Raw genomic sequence first — 1,483 nt, 5'->3', positions numbered from 1 at the left:
CCCTACCTGACGGCAGTCGAATGCGACTCGGCAGCGTTGCCCCTGCGACGAACGGATACATTGCCCAGCTCAAGCGCGGCTGCTTTAATTGCATCTGCACGTGATCTTCACAGGGGCAATGGAATGACAGGCTGGAAGTTTCTACCAAACCCGGGACTCGAGGAAGAAGGGCTGGGTCACGCAGGCATTGAGACATTTAAAGGGTCTCCATTCCCGGGCGTAGCGCGGGAATGCTCCCAGAACAGTCTGGATGCCGCGGCTAAAGCACAGGACCAAGACTCCAATACGGTTCACCTGGTGTTTCGACTGTTGGATGTCCCCACGGGCGRCATTCCGGGATTGAAGGATCTCGCATCCTCCGTCCGAGCCTGCCTCTCTCAGGCAAAGAGCAAGAGGCGTAAGAAAGAGATTGAGTTCTTCACGCGGGCAGCTGCTCTCACTGACCAGCAGACAATGCCAGTTCTTCTGGTTGAAGACTACGGAACAACCGGGCTGCTTGGACCCGCGATTGAGGGCAGCCCATTCCACGCCCTCGTCAAATCCTCTGGTGTCAGYCAGAAGAACGTCGCGGATGCAGGCGGATCCTTTGGCATCGGCAAGAACGCGGCCTTTGCGATCTCCAATCTCAGAACCGTGTTCTACTCCACGCGTTACACGGATTCTGAAGGCAACGAATGTCACCTTGCGCAGGGCAAGAGCATTCTGATCTCCCACGAAGATGGTCAGCCGCTGAGAGCAACCGGTTATTGGGCCCCCCCCCCGTATCAGCCGGTCGATGAGGTTGCAAAGCTTCCCCAATGGCTCCGCCGAACCGAAACAGGAACCACTGTCGCGAGCATCGGGTTTGCACAGACAGATGGTTGGCAATGGCTGATCGCGGAGTCGCTGATCAGGAACTTTTTCTCCGCAATCCGGGACGGCGCTATCCGCTTCAGCGTCATCTCACCACTCGAGCAGAACATCGAGATCGACGCTACAACGGTTTTCGATCTCTTCAAGAATCCTCTCATCCACGCCRCAGCGGAGAGCACAGGAACTTCGGACGACCTGGCATTCAGTGCAGCGATGCTCGACGCACTCTGCTCGGATGCTTCTTCGGTAGACAAGTACGAAGCCCCCGATTCCGGGAATTTCACGCTGACTCTGCTTCAGCACGAAGGGCTTCCACGGCGGGTCGGAATTCTACGAAACGGGATGTACATTGCTGACAACCTCAGTCACTTTGGGCACCCACTTCGTCGTTTCTCGCTGTCGAGAGACTTTGTCGCGGTCCTTCAGCCGGACGATCGCGATACGAGCGCCCGTGTTCGCGACATGGAGAATCCGCGCCACGACGAGATCTCCGCCGACCGCATTGATGACGAAAGGCTTCGCAAGAAGCTCAAGGCCGCGTTCAAGAAGGTCGGGAACTGGATACGCCAGTTCATCAAGGACTCGACGACAGCGGCTGCCGAGTCAGACGTGCTTCTTGACGAGATGAATC

The 1,483-nt window shown here is 57.1% G+C and carries 1 protein-coding gene; it reads left to right on the top strand.

Going from position 1 to position 1,483, the window contains the following annotated elements; all coding sequences use genetic code 11:
* Nucleotides 1-123: 123 nt before the first annotated feature.
* Nucleotides 124-1,483: hypothetical protein (locus tag ACXJKH_RS20375; RefSeq protein ID WP_457322090.1), on the top strand; the 1,360-nt coding region annotated here is incomplete at its 3' end.

It is taken from the genome of Stenotrophomonas sp. P5_B8 (assembly GCF_054049855.1).
Note: the sequence above shows the minus strand (reverse complement) of the source record. Positions and strands in the feature narration are given on the sequence as shown.